Origin of the sequence: Clostridium ljungdahlii DSM 13528, assembly GCF_000143685.1 — a bacterium.
GTDB classification, from domain to species: domain Bacteria; phylum Bacillota; class Clostridia; order Clostridiales; family Clostridiaceae; genus Clostridium_B; species Clostridium_B ljungdahlii.
The window spans coordinates 3,840,450-3,865,192 of sequence record NC_014328.1; the positions used below are offsets into that span (position 1 = coordinate 3,840,450).

Below are 24,743 nucleotides of genomic sequence, written 5' to 3' on the forward strand. Positions count from 1 at the left end.
CTTTTAAGAAAGGATAAAAAATGGAACCAATTTTAGAAGTAAAAAATTTAAGTAAATATTATAAAAATAAAAAAGTAATTGACAACATCAATATAAAGGTATTCAAAGGAGACATCTATGGTTTTATAGGTCCAAATGGAGCTGGAAAAACAACAACTATAAAAACTATTTTACGTTTACTAAAACCTTCAAGTGGTGAAGTCTTCATAGATGGCAAAAATGTATTTAAAAATGGAGAAAACAATCCTTCAGATATAGGAGCTATGATAGACTATCCAAGCTTTTACAACAACTTATCTGGATATAAAAATTTAATGCTCTATGCAAATGTCCTGAATCTAAGCAAAGAAAGAGTTTATGAGGTTTTGGAATTAGTAAAATTAATGGATGATAAAGATAAAAAAGTAAGCAATTATTCTATGGGAATGAAGCAGAGGCTTGCAGTGGCAAGAGCATTTTTATCAAAGCCCAAAATTGTAATATTAGATGAACCAACTAATGGCCTTGACCCGGAAGGAGTAAGAGATATGAGAAATTTAATTAACAAATTAGCTAGGGAAAATGATACAACTTTCATATACTGTTCTCACATTTTAAATGAAGTACAAAATATATGTAATAGAGTTGCAATGATAAATAAAGGCAGAATAATTATTGAAGATTCTATGAAAAATCTGCTTAATAGTAGTAACTCTTTAGAAGATTATTTTATGAAAGCAGTAGGACTTTAATATGATTAAAAATGAATTCATAAAATTTTTTACTCCTTTAAAAATATCAATATATGGAGGTATCATATTTATATTCATTTTATTAAATGATGTAATATTTGCAGATAAAACCGCAGGAATAGTTACTTTTCACAGCTTGCTTTATAGTGATATGTCTTCACTTATATTTATGCTTCCCATAATTTTAGCACCAATAGCTTCCGATATGATTACAAGTGATTATGAATCTGGCTGCATGAAATTTGTTGTAATTTATAAAGGCAAAGCAAAAGTACTTTTATGCAAAATAGTTTCTCTTATTTTAATAACAGGCATTATGATAATTTTTACATTTGCTATTTTAAATGTAATCTATATTTTCAAAGATTCAGTACATATTAATTTACTTTTAAATATAAAAATGGGATTGTTGTTTTTAACTGCGCTAATGCCAGTACTATTTATATATGTTTTAATTTCTATACTATCTAAAAACAGCACTATAATATCATTACTCGTATTTCTTTTAATTGTAATGTCGGACTTTATTCCCAAAGCAATTGGAAATATAACTCCACGAAGATTCTTATGGGAATGCCTTTTAAAAAATCAAACTGATAAATTTTCTATAATATTATTTTTAATATACATTGTAGTTCTTGTAATTTTAAACTTTAAGTTATTCAACAAAAAGGAGCTGATACATTGATACTCAAACTTTTTAAGAATGAAATCATCAAAATGCTGCATTCTAAAAATTTATATATACTTATAGGATTCTTGATATTCATGATTGCAGCAATATGTTATCTTATAAATTTAGATAAAGGACATATAATAAATAATACACCTATAACACGTAAATACAGCAATCAGCTTAAAATGGACATTTTAAATATGAACAGTGTAATTTTTTTAAAACAATTCAGGACAGAATTTATATTTAGAACAGTCGTACCCTACTTCGCATTTTTCATGACTGTATTTTCAGTTGGAATCTTTGGTGAAGATTTTTTTAGTGGAAATATGAAATACTTTGCAAGATTAACTAAAGACCACGTTGATGTATTTAAATCTAAAGTACTTATTATTATCTTTTATTCAGCACTAGTAGTTATTTTGACATTGATATTGGGATTTACCATAAGTGCCTTTGTTTTTAAATTGAGTTTTGATGGTTTAGAAAAAATTGTATTAATTTATTTATCTGCAATAATTCCAGTTGCTTCATTTGGATTAATCATAGGAATAATATCTTTGTTTTTTAAAAACACGACAATCAGTATAGCTATAGGCATTGTAAGTTCCATATTTTTAACTGTTTCAGACAGACTTACAATCACAAGTAATTTTTCTCCCATAGGAGTACTTGGTCTTATGGAGAAGTTTAGAGCTAACAATATATCGCTAATATCTTTGCTGATTGTAAATGGAGTATCTATTATATATTTGCTAGGTGCTTATTTCATAGGAAGAAAACTATTCAAAAATAAAGAATTTGTCTAAAACTTTTCTAATTATCTTTCAATCTTCAGAGTTTATACTAAAAAAGTACTTTAATCCATTATACTTACATGGTTTAAAGTGCTTTTGTGGTACTTGTCCTATTTTTCATCTTCCTTTATGGAGTTTATTTCTTCAAACCTTTTCTCTGCTGCGTTTATTGCCTCCACGCCTGCTTTACATAAAACATTAATACCTTTAACAATAGTTACAATCACAAATGCTTCTACTAATTCTTCCATAGTCAATCCTGCTTCTATGGCAGCAACGGCATGTGACTTTGCACCACTTACTTCATCATCTAAACTATCCAATATAGCAAAAATTAATTCTCTTGTTTTTTTAGGTAAATGTCCTTCTTGAACCGATTCACGCATGGTTAAATAACCTTTTAATCCATCAGGGCAATACTTAGATAGAGCTTTAGCAAAAGGCGGATCCCATTTTAATTCATTCTTATAATAATCAAGTATACTTTCTAAATCTTTCACAATTAATTCCCCCATTTTCATAATATATTATTTTTTCCTTTATTCTACATTTTCATTATAGTATAAAAGCTATTTTAAATATAGGATTTTCTAACTTAAAAATCAACTTATACGCAGACATATGAAAATCTAAAATTCAAAAAGCTGCTGACAAAATATTTTATCAACAGCCTTACTAATGCAAAATACTATATTACTTTATTTTTGTTAAGTTTAATTTTTAATTAATTTTATCACCATGATACTGCATTCCATAACCAGGCATGTTAATGGTAATACCTGTGATTTGTCCATCTGAATTTTTATCAAATGTAGTATCTCCATATAAAATTCTCATAAAGAATTTATCTTGAGATTCAGCAAAAAGCTCGTATTTTTGATTTGTTCCATCTGCTGAATAATAAAGGTGTCCCCCTTTATTTGTTATTGAAATATTTCCCATATCCGTAGATTTATATTTACCTACATATTTATTTAATATACTATCATCAAGTTTTATAACATTCTTTGCTTTAGGCATACTATAGTTATTTTTTCCAAGTGCTATATTTGAAAGAGCATATGTAAGTGGATTTATCGTATAGTATCCTGAATTTGTAAGTATGATTATACTTAAGCCTTTATCTGTATACCTTGCTATATTGCTTGTAAATCCAAGTACATTTCCATCATGAAAAACTTCATGACCATTATCTCCATCAGCTATCATCCAGCCATATCCATAGTAGATGCCACTTCCTTTTGCCATTTCAACATACTTTGAAAATATTTTGTCCATAGTTTTCTTGCTTACAAGTTTTTCTGTATCAAGTGCCATATTCCACCTATATAAATCTTCTGTAGTAGAATATAAATTGCCTGCTCCGTGTACACCATCAACTATAATTTCATCACTTATTGGTGTTACATCCAAATATCCTTGATATCCACTTGAATTATACATTTTTTCTTTTCCTATATAGCCAATTCCTGTATCATTCATATTTAGTGGTTTAAATATATTCTTATTTAAATAATTTTCATAATTCATTCCACTTACTTTTTCAACTATATATCCAAGCAATAAATATCCCGAATTAGAATATTCAAATTGAGTGCCTGGTTTAAAATCAAGAGGTTTATTCTTAAAAAAGTTAATTGCAGTATTTATATTTTGTAAGTCTTCAGGCTTCATATTCAAAAATCCAGGCATCTCATTTAAACTTTTAATACCAGATGTATGGGTAAGTAAATTATAGATAGTTATTTCATCTCCACGCGGAAAATCAGGTACGTACTTTGAAAGTTTATCTTGTTCACTTAAGAGTCCCTTTTCTTCAAGCTGCATTATTGCCATTGCTGTAAATTGTTTTGTCATTGATCCTATCAAGAATCTAGTCTGAGATGTATTTTTAATATTTTGTTCAAAGTTTGCCATACCATACCCTCTATTTAAGAGTATATTTCCATCTTTAGCAACTAAAACACTTCCATGAAAGTTATCTGATTTTTGTAAGGCAGTTAAATAATCATCCAACTTTGCAGCAATTATTTTATCATTTGCATAAACTAATTGCTTATTGAAGCTATCTTCAGTATTTTTTTTCATATCAGATATTTTGACTATCTGAGTAGTACTGTCCCAATCAACTAATTGGTTAAATGCTTCACTAAAAAACTCAAGTGGTACAAAAACTTGTCCATAATTTACTATTGGAATTGTGGACAGTGTAATAGCCTTACCATTAGCAGTTACTTTCTCATCTCCACTTTTAAATGTAACATTTACATTAGAACCTTTTATTGTAATATTATTACCTTTAACCTGTAAAACAGCATCACTTCTGATTTGTTTAAGTATTGGAACAAGTGGCATCATAACTTTTGAATTTGAATTCACATATGGCTTTTGATCTAATGTAACTGTCTTATCATTTATCTTTACTACAATCGAACTAGTTTTAGATGCAGTTATATCTGTTACGGTCCCATCAATTGCTTGTGCACTTACAGGCGTTACAGCTGAATAAGTGACAAGAGTAAGCGATACAAGAAGACCTGATATACACTTTTTAATCATTCACACATCCATCCCTTCAAACTTTTGATTGAGGAATTGCATTTTACAAATTTGACTTACCTTCAATAAAACTCCCCCCTTATCAATATATCATTAAATGATATATTATAAATAAATCATATCATTTAATGATATATATGTCAATGTATAACTTCATTTCCTATATACCTAAATTATACCGTGATTTCGATAAGTAATATTAAAGAAAGTCTTAAGAAAAACTTAAGATTAATTCCACCATTTTTGGTGTATATTCTCTAACTTAAAAATCAACTTACACTTCGATATTTTTAATTATTAAAAATATCCCAAGTATAAGTTGACTTTTGTTTAGGAACTCTATAAATTTTACTTAGAAAATATTAAAGGTTTTTTTCTTTCTGGTGGAGTCATTTTAGTTTTCATATATCCCATGCTCATGGTAGAAACCAATTCATATTTTTCAGGTACCCCATGTTTTTCTTTAAATTCTTTTGTATTTAATAGAGCCTCTGCAAATCCAATCCAGCAAGTTCCAATTCCCATACTATGAGCTGCAAGCATAATATTTCCTGCTGCAAGACTGCAGTCATAAACATGCCAGTGAGATTCTTTATTTCCATAAATAACTAGTACTGTACCTGCATTATTAAATATATTATATTTAGGATTCTTTAACCAACTTTCATATTGACTTAAGTAGGGATATTTTTCCATATTGTTCAATAAATACTGTTTTGTAGCTTCAGATAAAGAATCTATTTCCTCTTTGTCCTGAATAACTACAAATCCCCATGGTTCAAGACCTGAACCAGTTGAAGCTTTTGTGCCAAGCTCTATAAGCTTAGTTATAGTTTCTTTAGATATCACTTCATCTGTATATGCTCGAACACTTCTTTTACCGCTAATGCATTCTAAAACTTCCATTTTATTACCCCTTTCAACACCTGTTTTTTAACTCAATCTTCAGATATACAAAGTTTTAATTAATAGTTAAAGTTGAGTTTTTAATAATCAGTATTCTATGTTTCTAATTCCTTTATATGTTATTTTTCTTTTCTTGTCAATAAAAAATACCAGAAAATTTATAGGAATAATTTTTATATATGATTCAAATAATTAAATTAGTAACTATTTTTCAATAAAAGTGAAGGTGATATCAATGATGGGTTATTATGGATATGGAATGATGGGATATGGCTGGGGACTTTTTATGATGATATGTATGATTGCCTTAACAATTCTAGCTGCTATAGCTCTTATACGCTACCTTCATCAATCAAGTAAGCCAAATAACCAACCGTCTGGAAACAATAATGCCTTAAATATACTTAATGAAAGGTATGCCAGAGGAGAACTAACTGAAGAAGAATATAGAAACAAGAAAACACAAATTCAATCATAGTATTATGTAAAAAATACCAGTAAAAATCACCTGGTATTTTTTAATTACATCCATATTATTTCTCTTTCGTCTTTTCTGCAAAAGCTAATCTTTCCACTAATTAAATATTATGACTTATGGATAAATAGGCATTTTATATAATTGATCATCGCACTCAAAGGATTGTTTGGAAAAAGCTTTTCCCCAAATAATATAAAGACAATTACAATAACTAATACCAATATATCTTTATAATCCATTTATCCTACACCTCCAAAATAGTAGCAAAATATTTCTTTTACATATCTTTATTGCTATATATTTTTAAAGATATGGAATAGGAAATTAGCATAGCTAAAATTGCTATTAAAAGTAATATAACAGGCAAATACTGCAAAATAATATGTATATACTGTACATCTAAAGGAGAAAATCTTAATTTAGAAAATTTAGATTTGACAATAACTATGCCAGCAGGTGCTAAAAAAACTAAAAGTATAAGCATACGTGATTTCTCAACCCCAAATTTATAAATAGCAGGTAACATAAGACTTACAAACAAAAAACCACCTGCCATAGCTGCTCCATTGACTGTAAATATTTCTATGACATCTAAATTATGTTTACTAATTCCCTGGGTAAAACTTAAAGCTGTTGCAAGTACTACTCCCATAAAGATTACAATAATGGAAACTAAATATTTTGAAAGAACTACATCTTTTCTTGTAACAGGCATGGTAAGTGCATATTTATCCCACTTTGCTATATTGTCGTAGGACATAATATTTACAACAAATATGCTTCCTATAAATATTATCCATACATCCCAAACTTCCATATTAATATCCTGTAAAAAATATACTAAACTGAAGACCATGATTCCAATAAGCAAAGATTTTCCACTTCTTTTTAAGTTATACAAATCTTTCAAAATCAACCCATTCATTATTTATCACCTCTAATATAAAATAGCATTATATCCCTCTGTCACAAAACTTGCTACATGTCCTTTAAAGTTGTATTAATATACAAAAATGAATAAATCAAATATTTTACATATCTTTATTACTATATACTTTTACAGATATAGAATAGGAAACTACCATAATTAAAATTGTTATTAAAAGTGATATAATAGGCAAGTACTGCAAAATAATATCGATATAATGCTTCGCCAAAGAAGAAAGACTTAGCTTTGCAAGTTTAGATTTGGAAATACCTGTAATACCACCACATACTAAAAAAAATACTAAAAATATAACAATACGTGATTTCTCTACTCCAAGTTTATAAATGGCAGGTAATGTAATGCTTATAAACAAAAATCCAACTGCCAGAACGGCCCCAGTGACTTCAAATATCTCCACCATATCTAAGTTATGCTTATAAATTCCCTGGACAAAACACAAAGCTACTGCAATCCCTGCCCCAGTAAGACTTAAAATAATGGAAATCAGATATTTTGAAAGTACCACATCTTTCCTTGTAACTGGCATAGTCAGTGCGTATTTATCCCACTTTGCTATGTTGTCATATGACATAGTATTTATAACAAGCATGCTTGCTAAAATTACCACAAGTCCATTTAAAAAACCCATATTATCTTGTTGAAAAAATATAACCCCAAAACCTATAAGCCAAATAATTAAAAATTTACTACTTTTTTTTAAATTGTATAAATCTTTTAGAATTAACCCCAGCATTATTTATCACCCCTAATATAAAATAGCATGACATCTTCTATAGAAGTGTTGTCCACCACAAGTTTTGGATACTTCTTTATAAAATCATATTTATCGTTTATTAAAACCTCATACCCAAATTGATTTTTTCTGTAATTTATAAATTCTTCTTTAGAAAGATTATTAAAGTCTGAAGCTCCACACTTCAACATACCCATATTTTCTCTCAAATCATCTTTGCTTTTACTGAAAACCACCTGTCCATCATGAATAAAAGTAATATAATCTGCTATCTTGTCAAGGTCGCTAGTTACATGGGATGACAGCAAAATAGAATGTTCTTCATCTTGAATAAAATCCAAAAATATATCAAGAATTTCTTCTCTTGCAACAGGGTCAAGTCCTCCTGTTGCTTCATCCAAAATCAGAAGTTTTGGCTTATGAGCCAGTGCAGCAGCAATACATAGTTTCATCTTCATTCCTCTTGAAAATTCTTTTACAATCTTATCTTTAGGTACTTGAAATTTATCCAGGTAGCTAAAAAAAAGATTACTGTCCCACTGTTTATAAATCTTTGCCATAAATTTTGAAATGTTTTTTGCATTTAAAGTATCGTGGAAATTACTTTCATCAAAAACTACACCTATCTGTTCTTTTATATACTTTTCATCTTTTATATTGTCACGACCTAGTATTTTTATCTCTCCACTTTCCCTGCTAATCAAATTTAAAATAGCTTTTAATGTAGTAGTTTTTCCTGCACCATTCTCACCTATAAATCCTACGATACTGCCTTTAGGTACAGAAAATGAAACATTTTTCAAGCTAAAATTTTTATAAGTTTTGTTTAATCCCCTAACACTTATTGCTTCATCCATAATTATTCTCCTTTATATAATAATTTTAGAATATCTTCTAGTTCCTCATATCTAATGCCGCTTACCTTTGCAAGATCCACAGCTTTTTGTAAATGTTCTTCTGCAAGGCGCAGCTGTTCTTCTTTTATAATCTCCATATTCTTGCCTGCTACAAAACTTCCCTTTCCCTTTACTGTTTCAATAAAACCATCTCTCTCTAAATCTGTATAGGCACGTTTTGTAGTTATAACACTGATTCTCAGTTCTTTAGCCAAAAGTCTCATGCTTGGCAGGGCATATCCTTCAGGCAAGGAACCACTTATAATCATGTTTTTTATTTGGGCTGATATTTGTTCATAAATTGGCTTATCGCTGGAGTTGCTTATGATGATATCCAACTAATCACCTCTTATCCTAAATTATGTATTTCATGTATATTGTATATATCATATATATACAATATATTAATATGTACGCTCTGTCAATAGAAAAACTAAAAAAAATTCTCTACTACAATTATTACACCGTAGTAGAGAATTCCTTTTTATTTACTCATAAGTTTGGAAACTTCATCTTCAATTTCACTGCTTACAGCACCTGTTCCTCCTAAAATGTTGGTACCTTTTGGAGTATTTTTTATATAAGTTCAAATAAATTTTTATACTTAAATATTTTCTTCTTCAAGCATTCCCATAAGTTCATTTAAATCATCAAAACTCAATATGCCTTTAAGATAATTAAGTACTATCTTAGCTTCAACAACCTTTAATTTTTCCACAGCCTCTTTTGTTTTTGGATAATTAACTATAACTTTTATGGTCATAACCATACCCCTTTTAGCATTTTTACCATAATATGAGATTAATTTTAAAAGGTGATTAATATTATATAAATAGATGGGGGTGATAATCATAATAAGAGCTGCCATATATTCAAGGAAATCAAAATTCACAGACAAAGGTGAGTCCATAGGAAACCAGGTAGAGATGTGCCGAGAGTATTTAAACAGGATGTATAACAATATTGAGGAAATAATGGTATACGAAGATGAAGGCTTTAGTGGTTCTAATGTTAAAAGACCTCAATTTCAAAAATTAATATCAGATATAAAAAAGAGAAAATTTACTCACTTAATATGCTACAGACTTGATAGAATATCAAGAAATGTAGCTGATTTTGCAGGTACTCTTGAAATTCTAAATAAATATAATGTATCTTTCATTTCTATTAAAGAACAGTTTGACACATCTTCCGCCATGGGCAGAGCCATGATGAACATAGCTGCAGTATTTGCTCAACTAGAAAGGGAAACCATAGCAGAAAGAGTACGGGATAATATGCTGGAACTTGCTAAAACAGGTAGGTGGCTTGGAGGTACTCCACCTCTTGGATTCAAATCTGAACCTGTAAAATATGCGAATTCTAATGGTAAAGGGAAAAAAATGTTTAAGTTAAGCAGTGTACCAGCTGAAATAAATCTTGTAAAATTTATTTATAACCTATATTTGAGTAAAAAAAACTTTAGTTCTACCGCAAGTTATCTTTGTAAAAAGGAGTATAAAGGTAAAAATGGTGGAGAATTTTCTCGTGGAACTGTACAGCAAATAATACTAAATCCTGTATACTGTACAGCAGATGAAAAAATATTTAGCTGGTTTAAAAGTAAAGGAGCTATAACTTGTGGTATTCCTGATGGAAAGCATGGACTTATGGTATACAATAAAAAAGCAGGAGGTAAAAAAGAAAACCCTATAGATAAATGGATTGTATCTGTTGGCAAACATGAAGCCATTGTCAGTTCTGATATATGGGTAAAGTGTCACAATATACTAGAAGAAAGTAAGAAAAAATCTTCTCCTCGCTGTGGTACTGGCAAAAAATTTTTGCTTTCAGGAATGATTATTTGTGGTGAATGCGGCTCAGGCATGTCCTCCTGGTCTCATTACAATAAAAAGAAAGATTTCTTAGAACGCTATTACAGATGCAACTTAAAAAATAGAGCCAGCAGCAGATGCAAAAATAAAATGTTAAATGCCTACAAGGCAGAAGAATACGTAGAAAAATATTTTTTGCATTTGGATATATCTGCACTTTTACGTATTTATAAATCAGATCCGTCAAATAAGGTAAACAAAGATGCATCAGAAAAACAAATGCTTAGATTAAAAAAAAAGATTGATGCTAATAACAAAATTCTTAAGGGTTTGATTAAAAAATTCTCCCTTCTAGATGACAATATAGATATTTTACAAATAATAAAAAAAGAAATGTCTGATATAAGAAAAGAAAATGTGGATTTGGAAAATAAAATAACTAAATTATCAACTTCTACAAATTCAACTGTCTGTTCTAAGAAATTTTTAAATTCAATAAAAGATCAGCTTTTGGATTTTAAAAAGTTCCTTGCTTCAATGGATATTGACAGTAAAAAATTGCTTTTAAACTCTTTAATAAAAAATATAATATGGTATGGTAAAGATGAAGTTTTACAAATAAATCTTATTGGATGTGATACTAGTATTAAGAAGACGTAATTTCACGGATTGCGCCTTCTTGTGTTTTTGATATGGCAGCTTCTGCACCCTGACCTGTTGTTAGATCTATATTTATACCCTGTTCTTTAAACATTCCCTTATTTATTGCCACATACATAGGTGCATAAAATACAGACCTTGCTACCTCGTTCAATTTTACTGTAACTAATGCCTTGCTATCTTTCTTACCACCACATCCCGTAAAAATAGTAACTATAAATATAAAGGAGAGTAAAATACAACCTATGCAAAACTTCTTTCTAGTCATAAAATCCTCCAAAAAACATTAATATTTATATTATTAATATGAAGGATACTACAATTATGTTAAAATGTTTAGAAATTCTATCATCTCTATAGAGTTTCTAATTGAACGCTCTATATATTTATGAGGTTTCTAACTTAAAAATCAACTTATACGCAAGCATATTTTTACAATAACGAAGCTCTTTTAAATATTTTGCATATAAGACTTAGTAAAAAATTCGTAAAAAATCTAAGGACTTTCGAATTGTTTGAGGTACGAGTTTTCAAAAGTCCTTAGATTTTAGAATTTTTTGCTTAGCCTTATCAAAACATTTAATCGAGCTGAGGGTTGTAAAAAATATGTGAAGTATACGTTGATTTTTTGCTTAGAAACCCCATATTATTTAGTTCCACTTTGAGCAAGTGCTGCTTGAGGTACTAATTTTTCTTTTGGTTTTTGGACTGAAGTTTCATTTGCCATAGATTTAAATGCCACAGACAACATAAGTTTTAATCTATTTAGCTGATTTACCTCACTTGCTCCTGGATCATAGTCTATAGCAGCAATATTACTTCCCTTGTATCTTCTCTTTAATTCCTTTATCATTCCCTTACCTGTTACATGATTAGGCAGACATGCAAAAGGCTGCATACATACGATATTTTTTGCTCCACTTCTTATAAGCTCTATCATTTCAGCTGTCAAGAACCAACCTTCACCCGTTTGATTCCCTATAGAAAGCACTTCAGAAGCATATTTTGCCAGTTCCTCAATGTCTGATGGAGGAGTGAACCTTTTACTATTTTCAAGTGCTTTTCTCATATGCCTTCTAAAATATTCAATACATTTAATTGCCCATTTATTTATGATATTGTCCTTATAACTTCCATCTAAATATTTATATTTGAATTCAGCATCATAAGCACAATACAAAAGAAAATCTGTCAAGTCCGGAACTACTGCTTCTGCACCTTCTTTTTCCAAAACATCTACAATGTTGTTATTAGCTGTAGGATGGAACTTAACTAATATCTCCCCTACTACTCCAACTTTAGGCTTTTTAACTTTATTTAATTCAAGATTGTCGAAGTCTTCTACTATGCTGTATATATTTTTTTTAAATTCACTGTGACTTCCACTTTTAACACTTTCCTTACATTTATCAACCCATTTTCTATAAAGAGTATTTGCAGATCCCGGTATCTTTTCATAAGGCCTTACTTTGTACAACACTCTCATAAACAAGTCTCCATATAAAAGTGCAATCATAGCCTTATTTACAAGTCCAATGGTAATTTTAAATCCTGGATTTTTTTCTAATCCCACTGTGTTTAGGGATATTACAGGTATATTTTCCATACCAGCTTCTCTAAGTGCCTTTCTTAAGAAACCTATATAGTTCGTAGCCCTACATCCTCCCCCTGTTTGAGAAATTATTAAAGAAGTATTATTTAAGTCATATTTTCCAGATTTTAATGCCTCTATCATTTGTCCCACTACTATTATGGAAGGATAACAAGCATCGTTATTTACATATTTAAGTCCCTCATCTACTGCTTTCTTATCTACAGAAGGTAGCACCTCCAGGTTATATCCAGATGCTTTAAAAGCTTCCTGCAGAAATTGAAAATGTATAGGTGACATCTGAGGACACAATATAGTATGCTTTTTCCTCATTTCTTCAGTAAACAGTACTTTTTTATAATCAGTTCCAACTTTATGAGGTTTAAAACCAGATTTATCTCTCTCTTCAATAGCTGCCTTAAGAGAACGCATTCTTATTTTAACAGCCCCCAAATTACTACCCTCATCAATTTTAAGTACTGTATATATCTTTCCGTATTTATTTAATATTTCCTGAGTTTGATCTGTAGTCACTGCATCTAATCCACAGCCAAAGGAATTTAATTGTACAAGTTCTATATTGTCCTGTTTAGCCACAAAACTTGCTGCAGCATATAATCTAGAATGATATACCCACTGATCTACTACCCTTAAAGGTCTTTCTACTACTCCAAGGTGTGCCACAGAATCCTCAGTAAGTACTGCCATACCGTAAGATGTTATTATATTAGGTATACCATGATTTATTTCCGGATCAATATGGTAGGGTCTTCCTGCAAGTACTATGCCCTTTTTACCTGTATCTTTAAGATATTTTATTACTTCTTCACCTTTTGACCTTACATCATTTTTTACATTTCTACTCTCTTCAAAAGCTTTTGCCACTGCAGAGGATATTTCCTTTTGAGGTATATTAAACTCTTTAAGTTCTTCTCCAAGTCTCTCTGCCAGCTTGGGTTCGTTATTCAAAGACAAGAATGGATTTTTGAAATTAATATCTTTCTCCTTTAGTATATCCATATTGTTTTTTATAACTTCAGGATAAGATGTTACTATAGGACAGTTATAGTTATTATCTGCATTTTCTTGTTCTTTTTTCTCATAAGGTATACATGGATAAAATATAAAATTTACTCCTCTATTTATAAGGTCCATTATATGTCCGTGGACCATCTTTCCAGGATAGCAAACTGACTCAGAAGGTATTGTTTCTATTCCAAGTTCGTAAATTCTCTTTGATGAACGAGAAGATATTTCTACTCTAAATCCCAGCTCAGTGAAAAATGTAAACCAAAATGGATAATTTTCGTATAAATTTAACACTCGAGGTATCCCTACTATCCCTCTTTTTGCCTCGCTCTTTTTAAGAGGAATGTAATTAAATATTCTTTTATACTTATAAGCAAAAACATCAGGCACATCTTGACTTTTACGTTCTAATCCTGCACCTCTTTCACACCTGTTTCCAGATATAAATTCTTTTCCATCGGAAAATTTATTTACAGTTAAAAGACAATTGTTAGCACACTTTCCACATCTTCTCATAGATACTTCTGATGTGAAATTGCCTAGTTCATTTTCACTTAAAAGTGTACTTTCACACCCAGCCTGATGTCTTTCCTTTGCAATAATTGCAGATCCAAAAGCTCCCATAAGCCCTGCTATATCAGGTCTTACTACTTCCCTGCCAGATATGATTTCAAAGGCTCTAAGTACAGCATCGTTATAAAAAGTTCCCCCTTGTACTATTACCTTTTCTCCAAATTCTTTTGAATTTCTCATCTTTATTACTTTAAATAAAGCATTCTTTATAATTGAATAAGAAAGTCCTGCAGATATATCTCCTACTGAAGCTCCTTCTTTTTGAGCTTGTTTAACTCTCGAATTCATAAATACAGTACACCTGGAACCCAAATCCACAGGTTTTTGGGAAGTTTCTGCAGCTTTTGCAAAGTCTTCTACACTCATATTAAGTGATTTAGCAAAAGTCTCTAAGAAAGATCCACATCCAGATGAGCAGGCTTCATTTAAAATTACGCTGTCAATTACCTTGTCCTTAACCTTCAAGCATTTCATATCCTGTCCACCAATATCCAGTATAAAATCTACTCCAGGCTGGAAAAATTCTGCTGCCTTATAGTGGGCAATAGTTTCAACTTCACCTATATCCACATGCAGTGCTGCTTTTATAAGATTTTCTCCATAACCTGTAACTGCTGAACCTACTATATGTGCACCTTCAGGCATCTTTTTGTATAGATCCTTTAATATTCTTACAGACGACTTTAAAGGGCTGCCTTCATTACCCTTATAGAAAGAATAAAGTAAATTTCCTTCTTCATCTATAAGTGCCGCCTTAGTTGTAGTTGATCCTGCATCTATTCCAAGATAACAGTTTCCTCTAAATGTATTCAAGTTCGCTCTTTTTACCACACTGGTACTGTGTCTTTTCTTAAACTCATTTAATTCGTTCTCATCTTTAAATAATGGTCTTATGGTTTGTATTTCATCTGCTGAAGAATTGCTTAAATTAGGAAGCCTGTCTACTAAATCTTCAGCAGAAATAACTTTTCCATTTTTAGAAGAAATAGCTGCTCCAAGTGCTACAAACAATTGAGGATTTTCAGGAAAAATCACCTGCTTATCCGTAAGCTTTAAAGTTTCTATAAATCTTTTTCTAAGTTCTGATAAAAAATACAGTGGTCCACCTAGAAATGCCACATTACCTTTTATAACTTTTCCACAAGCAAGTCCACTTATTGTCTGATTTACAACTGATTGAAATACAGATACTGCAATATCTTCTTTTGCAGCTCCCTCATTTAAAAGAGGTTGTATATCAGTTTTGGCAAATACACCACACCTTGCTGCTATAGGATAAATCACTTTGTAATTTTTAGCTAATTCATTTAGTCCCTGCGCATCTGTTTGAAGAAGAGATGCCATTTGATCTATAAATGCACCAGTTCCACCTGCACAAGTTCCATTCATTCTTTGATCAATTCCACCATCAAAAAAGGTTATCTTGGCATCTTCACCGCCTAATTCTATTGCAACATCCGTCTCCGGTATAAATTGTTCTATAGTATTAGTACAAGCTACTACTTCTTGAATAAACGGTATGTCAAGCCACTTAGATACAGATAACCCACCTGAACCCGTAACCATTACAGTGATATTTGAATCCTTTAATTTTTCATAGGCATCTTTAATAACTTTAGCTATAGTACTTTTTATATCAGAAAAATGTCTTTGATATTTATGATATACTATACTATCTTTAATATCTGATATAACTATTTTTACTGTAGTTGAACCTACATCAAGACCTACATGAAATAAATTTTTCATAAGCAATCACCTTTTAATAAAATAATAATTTGAAATAGTACATTGATATTGTAATATATTTTCACTCAACAATAAACAGGAAATAATAGCTTTTATCCATATGCTTTATAGTATATGCCATTACAACCCATATTTAGAAAATAATTCTACGAATATGCCGCATAGTTACAATACAATTTGGATTTAAACTGTGTTTAAACCTAATTCAGTAATTATATTATAACACATGTTACCCCTTAATTAATTTTAAGTTTAAAATACTACCATAATATAAATTAATATGTGAGTATTTTCATAGCTATGTGTTGAATTTTGTGATGTTATAGTCTTTTCGTCAGGAACAATAAATTACGAGCCTTCATATAATAAATCATAGTTTGTAATAAGACATTTCAAAGAAAATGCCTAAACCTAATAAATGCCAATTAATAACTGTAAACTGGCGGGAGATGATATTTTGAGTAAATTAACAGTAAAAGATGTATTTATGAACTACCATTCACTTAAAGGATTTACTAAAGCCTTGACTGACATAAACTTTTCCGTAGAAGAAGGAGAATTTTTAAGTATAGTAGGTCCATCAGGCTGCGGAAAAACTACACTTTTAAATATAATAGCAGGTCTTATAAAGCCTTCTTGTGGTGAAATATTTATAGATAATGAACCCTTAGCTTCTGCTTCCTCAAAACTTGGATATATGTTTCAAAGAGATCACCTATTTGAATGGTCCAGCGTGTGGAACAATATAACTCTTGGTATAAGAATACAACATAAATCACCAGACTTATACAAAGACAAGTTAACTTCTCTACTTAAAAATTATGGTCTTATGGACTTTGTAAATTATTACCCGGATGAACTATCGGGGGGTATGCGTCAAAAGGTTGCCTTAATAAGAACTCTTGCCTTAAATCCTGAAGTTCTACTTTTAGATGAGCCTTTCTCAGCACTAGATTATCAGACTAGATTAAATATAAGCGATGAAATATTTAAAATATTGAAGAGGGAAGGAAAAACAGTCATAATGGTAACCCACGATATATCAGAAGCTATATCTATGTCAAATAGAATAGTAGTACTTTCAAAAAGGCCTGCTAAAATTAAAAAAATATTTGATATAACTTTCAGTGAATCTTATAATTCTCCTTTAAAATGCAGGGAAGACCCAGAATTTAGAATTTACTTTAACAGCATATGGAAGGAGTTGAATTATTAATGTTGGATTACAACAAGGAACACCAAATATATATAAACAATATAGTAACTAGAAAGAAGAAAGTTATATTAAGCAGAATTATAATTTTAATAGCTTTTTTTGCATTATGGGAAATAGCAGGCGACCTTGGATGGATAGATCCTTTTCTAACCAGTACACCATCTAGAATGTGGAAAAACCTTATAAAGCTCTATGCAGAAGGAACTCTATTTAGACATATTGGCATAACTTGTTATGAAACCATACTGGGATTTTTACTTAGCACAGTTCTCGGAACTATAATTGCTATACTTCTATGGTGGTCTGACTTCATTTCAGATGTACTTGACCCTTATATAGTTGTATTAAATGCACTTCCTAAAATTGCCTTAGCACCTATAATAATATTTTGGGCAGGAAATGGTATGTCAACTATCATTGTAATCACCATATTAATTTCTGTAATTGTGACCATAATAAATGTATTTCATGGGTTTAAAACTGTAGATAGAGATAAAATCAGGCTTCTAAAAACTTTTGGAGCTTCAAAGCTACAAATTCTCACTTATCTTATAATACCTTCTTCAGTACCTACTTTAATATCTGCTTTAAAAATAAACGTAGGCCTGTCCTGGGTTGGCGTAATAATGGGAGAATTCCTAGTAGCAAAAGAAGGCCTTGGTTTCTTAATCATATACGGGGGCCAAATATCACAGTTAGATACAGTAATGGTTAGCATAATCATACTTTCAATTTTAGCTTATCTAATGTACAGAGCAGTGGAACTTGCAGAAAAAAAACTGACAAAAATAATGCTTCATTAAATTGCAGGATTGTAAATAATTAATTCGTATTTTAAAAAAATTACGAAGCAAAGCTTTTGAAAATAACAAAGTTCAAATAACAAAGAACAGATAAAGATGATTTCCATCGTACCTCAGGAAATCTATAATTTTAATATTTTCCGACGTTAGGAAGAAATTTATCTTTATTTGATATTTGAACTTTGACCTTTGTTCTTTAAAAATATTGCTTCATTAAATACATAAAATTGTTATTCTGAAAGTGATTCACTCCTTCCCTTTGCTTTTAACCATTCTTTAGCATTTAATTTTATTTGTTTTTCTAGTCCTAAATCACGACCTGAGTCACTCATAGCTTCCTCTGCATATTTACGTGGAAACATTCTTTTTATAGATGGCCCACATTCATCTCCATCTTCTGGCTGTTGAAATTTAACAACAGTAAATTTATCCTTATCTTTTCTCAACACAACTAGTGCTGGATTTGATCCGCCGCATGAAGATCCAAATTTTCCGTTAGCAAATGCGTATCCTTCAAATAAGGTATAAATATAAACATTTATTAATCCATCTTTCTGTTCAATTGCATATAATTTATGTGCTTCAAAGATCTTGTCAGCGTTGGTTAATATATGAGAATAGTACTCCATAATATAATTTGATGTTACTTAATTTATTACCCTTTTAGATTCAGGTTCCATATTTTTATTATCAGTTATTTTTGAATTGCTGCACCCAATGCTAATAATAAGTATTACAGAAAAGAATATTAAAATAAGACTTTTAAAATGTTTTTTCAATTTTACCTCGTCCCCCCCAATTCTTTATAAGCAATTACATCTTACTATATAAATACTGTATCTCTTGTTTAAAATCCTTTAGATTCTGTAATAATATAAAGTCTCTAATCACATTTTTGAAATATAAATGGAATATTTTTAGAAAATATGGATATAAATTTACTAGAGAACCATGAAATTCCATAGGAACTGAGGAGGATTAAAATGAGCTACTTTCAAGAGGCTAACGAATACTACAATGACAGGGATTACAAAAAAGCTATCGATATGTATGAAAAGGCAATACAAATAAAAGATAATGAAGCATCCTCACTGTATAATTCAGCAGTATGTTTCATAAAACTTAAAGATTATAAAAAAGCAATTAACTTATTAAATTCTGCTCTAAATATAAAGAGAGAAAGTAAATACTTTTTTAACCTGGGATATTGCTACACTATGCTAAAAGATAACAAAAAAGCCCTCATATATTTTAACAACGCATGGTGCTTAGATAATGAGGACTCTGATTGTGAAAAAGCAATAAATGCCATATTGAAAAACTATATAACAAAATCAAAATAAGTAAGTACCACTCTAATACAATATGAGTGGAACTTACTTATGCTACCATTCTCCTGCTATCTGTGCATCTTTATGATCAAGTTGAAATCTCCTGCTGTCAAAATAATTTCCACCTTTGTAGAAGGTAGTATCCACATTTATCCATTTGCTTTGTTCAGGAATATATACTTGATTCCACGCGTGGCTCACCCAGCTTATTCCATTAAATCCCTCTCCAGTTATAAGCCTTACTTTCATGTTATTGGCTCTAGCCATAGCCACATACAGACAAGAATAGTCAAAACAAATTCCCTTTCTAGAATAAAAAGTTGGGATTGCACCTGATTTTACATTGAATTCATTATTCAACACCTTATTTGCCTTTTCATGGTCATAGCTTATATTAGTGCCTATCCAATTATATAACATCTCTGCTCTCTCATTGGTATTGCCTCCTTCTGAGGCAAGTGCTTTAGCTAAACTATTTATTTCGCCATTGGATTTTACTCCTTCATCTAAAGTAACTCCATTATAATAGACTACTGTATTGGCTTCATTTTTAACCCTATCTAATTGATCTACGCTCTTTGTTTCATTTGAATTTGCATTTCTTATTACTATTTTAAAAGAATTATTTATTACATTTGGCAGTTGTTTTGCGATAGTAGAATTAGTAACGGGAATAACTACTTCTTTGCAAATGCTCTCATAAGGTTTTGAGCCCTCTAAGTATGTGCTCAATTTAGGACTTACATTTAATATAGACATTATATTTAATACAAATACAACTAAAAGAGCATAACATACTGCCTTAGGCAGCTCAAATACCATTCCTGCTATTCTCTTGAACATGTTCCCCTTTGGTCTTAAAAACCTATCTATACTATCTAACACAGGATAGAAAATAATACGATTTACTAAATTAAAAAATAATTTTATTATTCTATAACATATAAATATTAGAATGGGAAGCAGAACTGCATATACTATAAAGTTATTGTTATCAAAGTATTGTGTGAGATTTTGAGGTATTAAATTATATATCTTTTCATATATACCCTGGTCATGCTGTATAAATATCTTCTTACCAAAATATATCCCTATTATCAGAGATATTATAAATGAAATGCTTCTGCTTACATCATCAATATCCAATTTTAAATCATTAGAAGAAAACTTAAATAAAAATCCCTTTATGATGGGATATAAAAATATTACCCCTATCATTAAAGTTATAGGGTTTACTTTCATAATAATAATCACCTCTAAATGGCAAAAAATTTATTGATAGTGATTGTACATCACTTCATATACAAGCATTCTAATCCTTTAATAATTCATTTAACGTATTCTTTATATCTGTCCATAAATACCCCCTTCTTAAAAGATATTCTCCAAGCCGCCTATATATTTTATTTCTATCTGTTTCTGATTTAGTTATTATCCTATACCTTTTACTTGCCAGATTATATAGTTCATCTTTACTTTTTTCCTGAATATTTTCTTGAAAACTTTCCTTTTTCTCATCTTCTAGCTTGGCATACTTTTTTATGACTTTATCCGATACTGTCCTCGCCTTTTCAAAACTATATCCGCTTCTTGCCAAGTAGTTTCCCAACTTTTCATATACTTTTCTTATGTTGTTTTCACTTTTTATAAGCACAGCATACTTTTTTTGTGCTATGTTAAAAGCAGCTTTTTCCTCCTGTTCTTCATCTATAAGATCCAATTTTTTACTTATAATATCCTCACTTATTCCTTTTTTAATGAGGGAATATCTTATTTTATTTTTACCTTGAGAATAAATTTTTTCTTTTATATAAAGTTCTGTAAACTTATCATCATCTACGAACTTGTATTCTTTTAAAAACTTTATAGTTCTTGAAATAGCATTTTCATCATATTGTTTTTGAGCTAATTTATCCTTAATCTGTTTTTCTGTTTTATAAACCTTCTCTATAATTTTCAATGCACAACTTTTACATTTTATAAAATTATCTTCTTCAATTATACTTTTTAAATAATTCATATCAACAGACGTTCCCTTTGATATGCCATAACTATACACAAGTTCTGCACTGCAGGCAAATGCAAATTCTTCATTTATATATACATTTACCCTACCTTTATTTTTCTTTTGTAATTCAATTTTAGTTACTGTATAATTACTCAACCTAGCCCTCCCCCATATTATTCATAATTTCATTAGTGAAAACTGCTGCGTTTAGATTCTCTTTTTAAAACATGAACCGTTGGATCTTTTAAGACAGTTCTAGCCACTTCGTATATATTTTCTCTAGTTATACTTTCAATTTCATCTATATCATCAACACATTTATATATACTTTCACCTTCTATAGCCTGATGTAAAACATAATTTCCTATATCCGTGGCATCTTCAAGGGTAAATACTACTGCAGTTTTTAATATCTTCTTCATTAAGTTTATAGTATTATCATCAAATTTTATTTCCTCATTCTTTACTTTATATATGCATTTTTCTATAGTATCCATAGCAGATTTTATATTCTTTTCACTGACTGAAGTATATATATAGAGAGTCTTTACTCCCGTAGTTAAATCCAAATCCGTATATACGTCATAAGCAAGTCCTTTTTCCTCTCTTAGTTTTCTAAATAAAATAGAATTGCTGCTTTCACCAAATCTATGATTCAATATTTTAAGTGCCAATTCCTCTTTTTTATTTAATCCATAAAAAGTAAAAAGATACACAATAGTACTCTGTTCTATATCTTTTTTATAAGAAACCTCCCTACAGGGTATATTTTGTTCAATTATTATGTCGTTTCTAGTGAATTCCTTGTACTTCCAGTCTTTAAAATATTTCCATATCAAATCATAAATCTCTTCGTGTTCATAAGAAGAAACTACTGTTATGAAGCAATTATTGGGAACATAATAATTATTATAAAATTCTATTAAATCTTTCCTTGTAAATTTAGTTACTCCCTCTTCATCTCCTGCAGTATCATATCTCAATGGACCTTTTTTAAAAGCTAGTTTATTTACTTTTTCAAAACTATAAGATTCTATATCATCTTTACTGCTTTTTATTTCTGATAATATAACTTCTCTTTCCTTTTCAATTTCTTCATCCGGAAATATAGAATTTATAAACATATCGGAAATAATTTCCACAGACTTTTCTAATTCTTCCCTTAATGAAGTAATACTATACACTGTAGAATTATTGTCTGTATATGCATTATATTCTCCTCCCAGGATTTCTAAATCATTGTTTAATTTCTTATTGTCTCTAGACTTAGTACCTTTAAAAAGCATATGTTCAATAAAATGTGATATACCCTTTTCCTGAACACTTTCATATATAGCTCCTATTTTAATTCCAGCATGAAAAGCCGCTATATAAGTATCTCTTTTTATAGTAATAAGTTTTATACCATTAGGTAAAACTTTCTGTCTAGCATCAAACATATAAATTCTCCTCTTTAAATAAAAACTATCGTACATTATATTATAATTTATATACAGTGAAATAGAAAGAGCATAAAATTAGACTAATTGTTAATTACAGAAAATTAAATTAAAATTTGATAATATGTATATACTATGATATGATAAACTTTGTTTTGTAATATAAAAAAGAAAGAGGAGTTTTAATGGAAAATATTAATTTTAGTGATTTAAATTTAGATCCTAAGGTTCTTCAAGCAATTGATGATATGGGATTTGAAGAACCATCTCAAATTCAAGCTGAATCAATCCCTGTAATACTAGATGGGAACGACGTAATTGGTCAGGCACAGACAGGTACAGGAAAGACCTTAGCTTTTGGAGCACCTATGTTAAGCAAGATAACTACCAAAAGCAAACACATCTCAGCTCTTATAGTTACTCCCACCCGAGAACTTGCAATTCAAGTAAATGATGAGTTGTCCAGAATTGCTAAATTCAAAAAAGTAGCCCTATTACCTATATACGGTGGTCAACCTATAGACAGGCAGATTAGATCTTTAAAAAGAGGTATGGATGTAGTAGTAGGCACCCCTGGAAGAATACTTGATCATATAAAGAGAAAAACTTTAGATCTTAGCAATATAGAATTTTTAATATTAGATGAAGCAGATGAAATGTTGGATATGGGTTTTATAGAAGATATAGAAAACATAATAAAAGCTACAAATTCTGACAGACAGACATTACTTTTCTCTGCTACTATGCCAGATCAGATAAAGAAATTGTCTTCCAGGTATATGAAGTCAAATATTAAGAGTATAAAAATAGCTAAGAACACATTGACTGTAGATAAAACAAAACAATATTACTATGAGATAAAACAAAAAGATAGATTTGAATCTTTATGTAGAATTCTAGACGTAGATGAGCCTTCAAGTGCCATAATATTTTGCAAAACCAAACGTGGTGTAGATGAATTAGTAGAAGGTTTGCAGGCTAGAGGATACAATGTAGAAGGTATGCACGGTGACATGGGACAGAACCAGAGATTAAATACCCTTAGAAAGTTTAAAGAAGGTTCCCTTGAATTCTTAGTTGCCACAGACGTAGCTGCAAGAGGTATAGATGTGGAAAATGTTTCCCACGTTATAAATTATGACCTTCCACAGGATACAGAATCTTATGTTCATAGAATTGGAAGAACCGGAAGGGCAAACAAAGAAGGTATTGCCTATTCTTTAGTAACACCTAGAGAATACATACTTTTAAAGCAAATAGAGAAGTTCACCAAAAGTAAGATAAGAAGGAAGGAAATTCCTACAGTAGATGATATCTATGAAGCTAAGTATAAAAATATAGAGGAACAAGTTAAAAGCATTATATCTGAAGACAATTATAAAAACTTTATTCCTATAGCAACTGAATTAGATGAAGAATACAATCTAGTAGACGTAGCAGCTGCTCTTATGAAAATAATTTTTGACAAAGAATTGAGCTTTGATTATAAGGAAAATTCCTTAACTGTAGATGAAAAAGATGTTAGGTTATTCCTCTCAATAGGTAGAATGGATAATTTAACTCCTAGAAAACTTTTAAAATTTATAAGTGAAACATCTTCAGTCGAAGCCTATGAAATAGGTGATATAGATATACTAAATAAATTTACATTTATAAATGTCCCAGAAAGAGTATCTTCTATTATATTGAAAAAAACTAATGGTAAAAAACTTCAGGGAAGAAGAGTTTCCGTTGAAGTGGCTAAAAGCAAAAAATCTCATTAGTTTACTTTAAGTATACTATTTAAACGTCTTATAATAAAACAA

The 24,743-nt window shown here is 30.0% G+C and carries 24 protein-coding genes; 9 read left to right on the forward strand and 15 right to left on the reverse strand.

Annotation, left to right across the window (positions count from 1 at the left end):
* The first annotated feature begins 20 nt into the window (after positions 1-20).
* From CLJU_RS17340 to CLJU_RS17350, 3 genes are read left to right on the forward strand one after another with little or no spacing between them, the layout of a single operon-like run.
* Positions 21-731 carry an ABC transporter ATP-binding protein gene (locus CLJU_RS17340; protein WP_013240143.1) on the forward strand — a complete coding sequence of 237 codons (711 nt, stop codon included), beginning with the start codon at positions 21-23 and terminating at the stop codon, positions 729-731.
* Between the two features lies 1 nt (position 732).
* Positions 733-1,419 (forward strand): hypothetical protein, encoded by a 687-nt coding sequence (locus CLJU_RS17345; RefSeq protein ID WP_013240144.1) that lies wholly within the window; start codon positions 733-735, stop codon positions 1,417-1,419.
* Entirely contained in the window at positions 1,416-2,216 is an 801-nt protein-coding gene (locus CLJU_RS17350) for an ABC transporter permease (RefSeq protein WP_023162239.1), read from the forward strand. Before CLJU_RS17345 ends, CLJU_RS17350 begins: the two co-directional genes overlap by 4 nt.
* Before the next feature lie 98 nt (positions 2,217-2,314).
* On the opposite strand, the gene CLJU_RS17355 is transcribed toward CLJU_RS17350, so the two are convergent.
* The 3 genes from CLJU_RS17355 to CLJU_RS17365 all read right to left on the reverse strand — a co-directional run bounded on the left by CLJU_RS17355 (position 2,315) and on the right by CLJU_RS17365 (position 5,669).
* Positions 2,315-2,704 carry a carboxymuconolactone decarboxylase family protein gene (locus tag CLJU_RS17355; protein WP_013240146.1) on the reverse strand — a complete coding sequence of 130 codons (390 nt, stop codon included), beginning with the start codon at positions 2,702-2,704 and terminating at the stop codon, positions 2,315-2,317.
* Positions 2,705-2,924: 220 nt separating this feature from the next.
* Positions 2,925-4,763 (reverse strand): serine hydrolase, encoded by a 1,839-nt coding sequence (locus CLJU_RS17360; RefSeq protein WP_013240147.1) that lies wholly within the window; start codon positions 4,761-4,763, stop codon positions 2,925-2,927.
* Between the two features lie 348 nt (positions 4,764-5,111).
* Positions 5,112-5,669: a nitroreductase family protein gene (locus tag CLJU_RS17365; protein WP_013240148.1), complete on the reverse strand. Its 558-nt coding sequence runs from the start codon at positions 5,667-5,669 to the stop codon at positions 5,112-5,114.
* Positions 5,670-5,904: 235 nt separating this feature from the next.
* Here CLJU_RS17365 and CLJU_RS17370 point away from each other — a divergent pair, with 235 nt between their 5' ends.
* A complete protein-coding gene (locus CLJU_RS17370; RefSeq protein ID WP_013240149.1) occupies positions 5,905-6,147 on the forward strand; it encodes an SHOCT domain-containing protein in 243 nt (80 codons plus the stop codon).
* 277 nt (positions 6,148-6,424) lie between these two features.
* Here CLJU_RS17370 and CLJU_RS17375 read toward each other — a convergent pair whose 3' ends face one another.
* From CLJU_RS17375 to CLJU_RS22660, 5 genes are all read right to left on the reverse strand, one after another.
* Positions 6,425-7,072 carry an ABC-2 transporter permease gene (locus CLJU_RS17375; RefSeq protein WP_013240150.1) on the reverse strand — a complete coding sequence of 216 codons (648 nt, stop codon included), beginning with the start codon at positions 7,070-7,072 and terminating at the stop codon, positions 6,425-6,427.
* A gap of 106 nt (positions 7,073-7,178) precedes the next feature.
* Positions 7,179-7,829 (reverse strand): ABC-2 transporter permease, encoded by a 651-nt coding sequence (locus CLJU_RS17380; protein WP_013240151.1) that lies wholly within the window; start codon positions 7,827-7,829, stop codon positions 7,179-7,181.
* Positions 7,829-8,686 (reverse strand): ABC transporter ATP-binding protein, encoded by an 858-nt coding sequence (locus CLJU_RS17385; RefSeq protein WP_013240152.1) that lies wholly within the window; start codon positions 8,684-8,686, stop codon positions 7,829-7,831. The genes CLJU_RS17380 and CLJU_RS17385 overlap by 1 nt, the downstream gene beginning before the upstream one ends.
* Positions 8,687-8,688: 2 nt before the next feature.
* Positions 8,689-9,063 carry a GntR family transcriptional regulator gene (locus CLJU_RS17390; RefSeq protein WP_013240153.1) on the reverse strand — a complete coding sequence of 125 codons (375 nt, stop codon included), beginning with the start codon at positions 9,061-9,063 and terminating at the stop codon, positions 8,689-8,691.
* A 266-nt stretch (positions 9,064-9,329) separates the two neighbouring features.
* Entirely contained in the window at positions 9,330-9,488 is a 159-nt protein-coding gene (locus CLJU_RS22660; RefSeq protein WP_023162247.1) for a hypothetical protein, read from the reverse strand.
* Positions 9,489-9,561: 73 nt separating this feature from the next.
* On the opposite strand from CLJU_RS22660, the gene CLJU_RS17395 reads away from it, so the two are divergent.
* Positions 9,562-11,199, forward strand: a complete 1,638-nt coding sequence (locus CLJU_RS17395; protein WP_013240155.1) for a recombinase family protein — start codon at positions 9,562-9,564, stop codon at positions 11,197-11,199.
* Here the strand turns inward: CLJU_RS17395 and CLJU_RS17400 are convergent.
* A complete protein-coding gene (locus CLJU_RS17400) occupies positions 11,186-11,467 on the reverse strand; it encodes an ABC transporter substrate-binding protein (RefSeq protein WP_013240156.1) in 282 nt (93 codons plus the stop codon). The genes CLJU_RS17395 and CLJU_RS17400 overlap by 14 nt on opposite strands.
* A gap of 378 nt (positions 11,468-11,845) precedes the next feature.
* Positions 11,846-16,141 (reverse strand): 2-hydroxyacyl-CoA dehydratase, encoded by a 4,296-nt coding sequence (locus tag CLJU_RS17405; RefSeq protein WP_013240157.1) that lies wholly within the window; start codon positions 16,139-16,141, stop codon positions 11,846-11,848.
* Between the two features lie 457 nt (positions 16,142-16,598).
* Here CLJU_RS17405 and CLJU_RS17410 point away from each other — a divergent pair, with 457 nt between their 5' ends.
* Together CLJU_RS17410 and CLJU_RS17415 are read left to right on the forward strand one after the other, a co-directional pair.
* On the forward strand, positions 16,599-17,357 hold the full coding sequence (locus CLJU_RS17410; RefSeq protein WP_013240158.1) for an ABC transporter ATP-binding protein: 759 nt from the start codon (positions 16,599-16,601) through the stop codon (positions 17,355-17,357).
* The gene (locus CLJU_RS17415; protein ID WP_013240159.1) at positions 17,357-18,160 is read left to right on the forward strand and encodes an ABC transporter permease; all 804 of its coding nucleotides are present in this window, start codon (positions 17,357-17,359) and stop codon (positions 18,158-18,160) included. The genes CLJU_RS17410 and CLJU_RS17415 overlap by 1 nt, the downstream gene beginning before the upstream one ends.
* A gap of 230 nt (positions 18,161-18,390) precedes the next feature.
* Here the strand turns inward: CLJU_RS17415 and CLJU_RS17420 are convergent, their stop codons facing one another.
* Both CLJU_RS17420 and CLJU_RS23205 read right to left on the reverse strand, forming a co-directional pair.
* Entirely contained in the window at positions 18,391-18,789 is a 399-nt protein-coding gene (locus CLJU_RS17420) for a hypothetical protein (RefSeq protein WP_013240160.1), read from the reverse strand.
* 18 nt (positions 18,790-18,807) lie between these two features.
* A complete protein-coding gene (locus tag CLJU_RS23205) occupies positions 18,808-18,939 on the reverse strand; it encodes a hypothetical protein (RefSeq protein ID WP_013240161.1) in 132 nt (43 codons plus the stop codon).
* A gap of 204 nt (positions 18,940-19,143) precedes the next feature.
* Between CLJU_RS23205 and CLJU_RS17425 the strand changes: the two genes are divergently transcribed.
* Positions 19,144-19,503 carry a tetratricopeptide repeat protein gene (locus CLJU_RS17425; protein WP_013240162.1) on the forward strand — a complete coding sequence of 120 codons (360 nt, stop codon included), beginning with the start codon at positions 19,144-19,146 and terminating at the stop codon, positions 19,501-19,503.
* Between the two features lie 42 nt (positions 19,504-19,545).
* Here the strand turns inward: CLJU_RS17425 and CLJU_RS17430 are convergent, their stop codons facing one another.
* The 3 genes from CLJU_RS17430 to CLJU_RS17440 all read right to left on the reverse strand — a co-directional run bounded on the left by CLJU_RS17430 (position 19,546) and on the right by CLJU_RS17440 (position 22,938).
* Complete coding sequence (locus tag CLJU_RS17430) at positions 19,546-20,733, reverse strand: transglutaminase-like domain-containing protein (RefSeq protein WP_013240163.1); 1,188 nt, start codon at positions 20,731-20,733, stop codon at positions 19,546-19,548.
* Between the two features lie 70 nt (positions 20,734-20,803).
* Positions 20,804-21,655, reverse strand: a complete 852-nt coding sequence (recX, locus tag CLJU_RS17435; RefSeq protein ID WP_013240164.1) for a recombination regulator RecX — start codon at positions 21,653-21,655, stop codon at positions 20,804-20,806.
* Positions 21,656-21,687: 32 nt separating this feature from the next.
* The gene (locus CLJU_RS17440) at positions 21,688-22,938 is read right to left on the reverse strand and encodes a M16 family metallopeptidase (RefSeq protein ID WP_013240165.1); all 1,251 of its coding nucleotides are present in this window, start codon (positions 22,936-22,938) and stop codon (positions 21,688-21,690) included.
* Positions 22,939-23,123: 185 nt separating this feature from the next.
* Here CLJU_RS17440 and CLJU_RS17445 point away from each other — a divergent pair, with 185 nt between their 5' ends.
* Positions 23,124-24,701: a DEAD/DEAH box helicase gene (locus tag CLJU_RS17445; protein ID WP_013240166.1), complete on the forward strand. Its 1,578-nt coding sequence runs from the start codon at positions 23,124-23,126 to the stop codon at positions 24,699-24,701.
* Positions 24,702-24,743: the final 42 nt, after the last annotated feature.